Origin of the sequence: Fictibacillus aquaticus (genome assembly GCF_002245695.1) — a bacterium.
GTDB lineage: Bacteria > Bacillota > Bacilli > Bacillales > Fictibacillaceae > Fictibacillus > Fictibacillus aquaticus.
Window position 1 is genome coordinate 1 of record NZ_NOII01000023.1, and the last position, 6,182, is coordinate 6,182.

General features: G+C 45.0%; 7 protein-coding genes. 6 read left to right on the forward strand and 1 reads right to left on the reverse strand.

Going from position 1 to position 6,182, the window contains the following annotated elements; translation table 11 throughout:
* Positions 1-10 precede the first annotated feature (10 nt).
* A complete protein-coding gene (locus tag CGZ90_RS18505) occupies positions 11-559 on the forward strand; it encodes a helical membrane plugin domain-containing protein (RefSeq protein WP_094254007.1) in 549 nt (182 codons plus the stop codon).
* A gap of 19 nt (positions 560-578) precedes the next feature.
* The gene (locus tag CGZ90_RS18510) at positions 579-1,841 is read left to right on the forward strand and encodes an L-lactate MFS transporter (protein ID WP_094254002.1); all 1,263 of its coding nucleotides are present in this window, start codon (positions 579-581) and stop codon (positions 1,839-1,841) included.
* 48 nt (positions 1,842-1,889) lie between these two features.
* Here CGZ90_RS18510 and CGZ90_RS18515 read toward each other — a convergent pair whose 3' ends face one another.
* The gene (locus CGZ90_RS18515) at positions 1,890-2,243 is read right to left on the reverse strand and encodes a winged helix-turn-helix transcriptional regulator (protein WP_094254003.1); all 354 of its coding nucleotides are present in this window, start codon (positions 2,241-2,243) and stop codon (positions 1,890-1,892) included.
* 297 nt (positions 2,244-2,540) lie between these two features.
* On the opposite strand from CGZ90_RS18515, the gene CGZ90_RS18520 reads away from it, so the two are divergent.
* The 4 genes from CGZ90_RS18520 to CGZ90_RS18535 form a co-directional block, all read left to right on the forward strand.
* Positions 2,541-3,749: an MFS transporter gene (locus CGZ90_RS18520; RefSeq protein ID WP_094254004.1), complete on the forward strand. Its 1,209-nt coding sequence runs from the start codon at positions 2,541-2,543 to the stop codon at positions 3,747-3,749.
* Positions 3,750-3,998: 249 nt separating this feature from the next.
* On the forward strand, positions 3,999-4,301 hold the full coding sequence (locus CGZ90_RS18525; protein WP_094254005.1) for an ArsR/SmtB family transcription factor: 303 nt from the start codon (positions 3,999-4,001) through the stop codon (positions 4,299-4,301).
* Between the two features lie 75 nt (positions 4,302-4,376).
* Positions 4,377-5,762, forward strand: a complete 1,386-nt coding sequence (locus tag CGZ90_RS18530; RefSeq protein WP_094254006.1) for an aldehyde dehydrogenase — start codon at positions 4,377-4,379, stop codon at positions 5,760-5,762.
* An 11-nt stretch (positions 5,763-5,773) separates the two neighbouring features.
* On the forward strand, positions 5,774-6,182 hold a 409-nt coding region (locus CGZ90_RS18535; RefSeq protein ID WP_165766909.1), incomplete at its 3' end, for an NAD(P)H-binding protein.

The window sequence follows — 6,182 nt, forward strand, 5'->3', positions numbered from 1 at the left end:
CGAAACCAGCATGGCAAAGGCCATTAAGAATGTCCGAAAACTAACGGTTTCCGCAGAGGAACAGCGAGCGAGTGATCTGCGTGAAGTGGAGGATGCACTCATTCAGAACAAAGAAGCTATCCTTCAGACGATGGAGATCATGAACCATCTGCAAGATAAAGGGATTTTGTCGCTTCTAAACGGCTTGTTCGGACAAGGCGACAAGGTAATGCATGTATTGGTGAAGGCGATGGATAAACCAGAAGCAACCAACACGATCAAGAACATGCTGCTCCTTCTTGGAACGCTCGGAATGATCAATGTAAAGCAGCTTGAGCCGTTTCTTCTTAAAATAAACTCCGGTGTCGCGCGAGTCGCCGAGTTTAAAGACACAGAAGAGAAGACAAGCTATTTTGATCTTGTCCGTTCCTTAAAAGATCCTGAGATCAACAAGGCGATCACGATTCTGATGCAGTTTTTAAAAGGGATGGGACAGGATACAGAAGATCTTGAAAGAACGAGTCAAGACACACCTGAAAAGCGCATCAACCAGACTAAAAACAAAACGCTTGAAAAATAATGGGACAAGGGGCGAAACAATGGCTGGAAAAATGAAAAACCGGTGGCTGATCGCTGCCGCAGCAGTCGGCATCCATATTTCCATAGGCTCTGTATATTCATGGAGCGTTTTTACGAATCCGCTAAAAGAAAAGCACGGCTGGGGACTAAGCCAAGTTTCTTTGACATTCAGTATCGCGATATTGTTTCTCGGCTTGTCTGCAGCTTTTATGGGTCATTTTGTGGAACGGTACGGACCCCGTAAATCTGGTATGATTTCCGCTGCATGCTTTGGTTTAGGTTTGTTAGGGGCAGGATTCGCAGACAGCATTGGATCACTTTATTTGCTGTATGTTTTCTATGGCGGCCTTGCTGGGATAGGACTTGGAATCGGCTATATCACACCCGTTTCGTCACTTGTGAAATGGTTTCCTGACAGAAGGGGGCTTGCAACAGGACTTGCAATTATGGGATTTGGCTTCGCTTCGCTCATCGCGAGCCCTCTCATTGCCAGGCTCATCAATGGTATCGGGATCTCCAACACCTTTTATGTATTAGGTGCAGCCTACTTTACACTCATGCTTGTCTCTGCACTATATCTCTCTCCGCCGCCAAAGGACTGGAAGCCGGAGGGGATGGCAGAAAGCAGCGGAAACGAAAAGGTGAAATCGGCTGATCTTGCACAATTGACTGCGAATGAAGCTGTAAAAACAATTCGTTTCTGGGCGCTCTGGGCGATGCTGTTCATCAATGTGACATGCGGTATCGCTATCATATCGGTCGCGTCACCGATGGCCCAGGATATTGCAGGACTAAGTGCTGGAGCTGCTGCAACGATGGTAGGGATAATGGGGCTGTTCAACGGGTTAGGAAGGATTGGCTGGGCCTCGGTTTCCGACTATATCGGACGGCCGAACGTTTATACTGCATTTTTCGCGCTGCAGACAGCGGCCTTTCTGATTCTTCCAAATGTAACGAATGCACTGTTTTTCCAAATAATCGTGTTTGTCATCCTCACCTGTTACGGAGGAGGATTCGCTTCGATTCCAGCTTATATCGGCGATCTTTTTGGCACGAAGCAGCTAGGAGCCATTCACGGGTATATTTTGACAGCTTGGGCGGCTGCAGGACTGGCAGGACCGCTTATTGTTTCGCGAATTCGTGAAACGACAGACAGCTACTCGCTTACACTTTATATCTTTACAGGCGCATTTGTAGCCGCTCTTGTGATCTCACTTTTGATCAGAGTGAACATCCGCAATATCAGAAAAGAGAATGCTGGCAAAGATACAGCTGCAATATAATGAACAAGCCCGTACCTGAAAGTGTAATGCTTTTCGGTACGGGCTTGTTTATTCTTCGTTTATTTGAACGACCATATCTTCAGGATTGTCAAACGTTTTTTCGATGTGCTGCTCACCCCAATGGCAGAGCAGATCGAGAATCTGCTTAAGCGACCAGCCATAATCCGTCAACGAATATTCTACTTTAGGAGGAACTTGGTTATAAACCTCGCGTAAGATCACGTTGTCTTCTTCGAGCTCACGCAATTGCTGTGTGAGCATTTTTTGCGTGATGCCTGGCATAAGCCGTTTCAGCTCGCTCGTCCTCTTTTTACCTTTAATTAGATGGCAGAGGATGACGACCTTCCATTTTCCCCCGATAACCTCGAGTGCTGCTTCGACCGGTATATTGTATTTTTTCATCTAAATTCCTCCTGTCACTTTATGATCAGGTACTTTTTAGTGCCTATCATACTTTAAAGTGCGTACTTCTCATGTTTCATGATATGCCTCATACTAACACACAGCTGGAACGAATCCATTATAACGTCTACCAGCTGAAAAATCATATAGGGTACTTTTAGGTAACTATGGAACATTAAAGTGCGTACTTCTCATCGTGCTTGATATGTTTCATACTAACTTCCATGCAAGTTGATCGTGAAAGGCGCCTTCATGGTCCAGCGTGATAAGACGATTTTTTTAGGAGGAATCATAAATATGACTTTACATACAAACGAAAAAAAAGGCGGTTTCCTTGCTTTAATGGCACTGGCTATCAGTGCGTTTGGCATCGGCACAACAGAGTTTGTTCCGGTCGGATTGCTGTCAACAATCTCAGATGACTTAAGTATTTCGATTACTACAGCAGGACTTCTAATTTCCGGATATGCGATGGGAGTAGCGTTTGGTGCACCAATCCTCACCGCTCTCACTAATAAAATGAGCAGAAAAACGCTGCTTATGCTGCTGATGGTTATTTTTATTGTCGGAAACGGAGTAGCAGCCGTTTCAACAAGCTTCGGACTGCTTCTTGCAGCCCGAATCATCACTGCATTTTCTCATGGTGTATTTTTCTCGATCGGCTCTACGATTGCAGCAGATCTTGTCCCGCCTCATAAAAGAGCCAGCGCGATTGCGTTCATGTTCACAGGGCTGACAGTAGCGACCGTGACAGGCGTACCGCTCGGAACATTTATCGGCCAGAACTTTGGCTGGAGAGCAACCTTCGTTGGTGTTGCTGCTCTAGGTGTTATCGGGATTATCGCGAGTGCTATCCTTGTACCGAAAAACCTAAAGGATGCACCGTCGTCTTCATTCAGTGATCAGCTGAAAATTTTAAAAAATGGCCCATTATTGTTAGCATTCGCCATTACCGCATTAGGATATGGCGGAACGTTCGTAACGTTCACTTATTTGACTCCGATCCTTCAGGATATAACAGGATTTAAACCAAGCGCAGTAAGTATCATCCTGCTCGTGTACGGTATTGCAGTAGCGATCGGCAACACGATCGGCGGAAAAGCGGCTGACAAGAACCCGAATAAAGCCCTTTTATGGATGTTTATCGTTCAGGCTGTCATCCTCATTGTTCTTACTTTTACAGCGCCATACAAAATTGCAGGTACTGTAACGATCTTTGTAATGGGAATGCTCGCGTTCATGAATGTGCCGGGACTTCAGGTTCTAGTCGTAAAACTAGCTGAAAGACACGTGCCGGCCGCTGTCAATGTGGCATCCGCATTGAACATTGCAGCATTTAACGTCGGTATCGCCATCGGCGCGTTCGTGGGGGGAGTCATCGTTGACTCGATCGGCCTCATCCACACCCCATGGATTGGAGGCGCAATGGTATTCGGCGCCGTGCTCCTCACATACTGGAGCGGAGCGATCGAGAAAAAGCATTCAGAACAAAAGAAAGCTGCGTGATTTTTAGCTGCAAGAGGGATAGCCTTCTTGTAGCTGTTTTTTTGTCGAAATTTGGAGAATGGCACATATGTTTATTAAATGGCACACAACTGATTAAAACGGCACATATCACATGAAAACGGCACATATCGCTCAGAAATGGCACATATCCTCCGTTACCATTGAAGGCTTCATTAAATATGTGCTATCATTGGTCCATGAGATTAAACATTTGGACGATAAACGGTTTATAATCAAGGAGGTGCTTCTATGTCCGAACATGCTATGAATATTTTCCGGAAGTGCATCCCTATTTTTCAAACATTAAGTGATACACACCGTCAGGATATTATTTTATTGCTGGCTGAGCATGATGCTCTTACCGTCAATGAGATCACACAGCAATCCAAGCTGTCCCGTCCCGCGATTTCTCACCATCTTAAGCTGCTGAAAGAGAACGGGCTGATAAAGGTCGAGCAGCAGGGAACGCAGCGGCTGTATTCATTAGAACTGGATCAGTCTGTAGGTCTGCTCAAACAATTGATACAAACAGTAGAAGAAGACTGCCTTTAGGTCCGCCTAAAGGTTTTCATAAACCTTAAATGTTTAAAAGTTTAAACGTACAAACATCCCGAACGGAGGCATAACATGGACACACAGCTGAAAATTGAAGAACTTTTAAAACAGCATAAACAATTTTTTAATACAGGTCGTACTCGTGATATAGAGTTCCGTCTGCATCAGTTAAAGAAATTGAAATTGAGCATTCAGCGTAATGAAAAAGAAATCATTAAGGCACTCTACACAGATTTGCGAAAAAGCGAGTTTGAGGCATATGGCTCCGAGATTGGCTTCACATTAGACAGCATCAACTATATGATCAAGAATCTGAAAAAATGGAGCAAGCCGCAAAAGGTGAAAACACCGATTCACCAGTTTCCGTCAAAAAGCTATATCTTGAGCGAACCGTACGGGACGGTGCTGATCATCGGTCCGTTCAACTATCCGTTTCAGCTTCTTATCGAACCTTTGATCGGAGCGATTGCAGCCGGGAACAATGTTGTATTAAAGCCTTCGGAGAGTACACCCTCCGTTTCAGCTGTGATCAATAAAATCGTTCAAGACACGTTCGAAGAGAACTATATCACCGTTATTGAAGGCGAAAAAGAGACAACATCACTCTTAATACATGCGAAGTTCGATTATATCTTTTTTACCGGCAGCGTCCCGGTCGGCAAGATTGTTATGGAAGCTGCCGCCAAAAATCTCGTACCTGTCACACTCGAGCTTGGCGGAAAAAGCCCGGTTATCGTGGACAGCACGGCCAACCTGGATATCGCAGCAAAGCGGATTGCTTGGGGGAAGTTCTTAAACGCGGGACAGACCTGTATTGCTCCCGACTATGTACTTGCACATTCTTCTATTAAAGATGACCTAATCAAAAAAATGACAGAAACACTTGAAGCATTTTATGGCACCGACTCATCAAGCAGCAGTGATTACGGCCGCATCGTGAATGAGCGTCAGTTTGACCGGCTTGCTGCCATCCTTAAGCAAGATTCAGAAAAAATTGTGTTTGGAGGCAAATCCGATCGAGATGACCTCTACATTGAGCCTGCGATTTTGCACAACGTTACATGGAATGACGCTTCAATGGAAGACGAAATTTTCGGCCCTATATTACCTGTACTTGAATACAGTGGTCTGGATGAAGCGATTGAAAGCATTCAAAACAGTCCAAAGCCTCTTGCTCTTTATGTGTTCACCGAAAATGAGGCAGTCGAAAAGAAGATATTAAGCTCTGTTTCCTTTGGCGGCGGCTGTGTGAATGATACGCTTTCCCACATTGTCAGTCCGCATCTTCCTTTCGGAGGAGTAGGGACATCCGGCCTCGGTGCTTATCATGGCAAATACAGCTTTGACGTGTTTTCTCATAAAAAAAGCATCTTAAAGAAAAGCACTAAAATCGAGTCAGGTCTTGTGTTTCCGCCATACGGCGATAAAGTGAAATGGCTGAGAAAGCTGCTGAAATAGGAGGCATAAAGATGGAGAAACGAAAAGCGCTCGTACTTGGCGCGACCGGTCTAATCGGCCGTGAAGTGGTAAATATGCTTATTGCACATGATCAATATGAAAGAGTAACCGTTCTAGTTCGCAGAAAGCTGGATATAACGCATCCGAAACTGATTCAAGTGACCGCAGACTTTGACCGCCTTGAACAGAACAGTGAGGCGTTTCGCGTTGATGACGTGTTCAGCTGTCTAGGGACGACGATAAAAACAGCAAAAACGAAAGAAAACTTCAAAAAGGTAGATCACGGATACACGATAAAAGCTGCAGAGCTGGCAGCCGGGCAAGGTACATCGAACTTCTTGACCGTTTCGGCGATAGGTGCGGATTCAAAATCGATGTTCTTTTATAACAAAGTCAAAGGTATGGTAGAAGATGATTTAA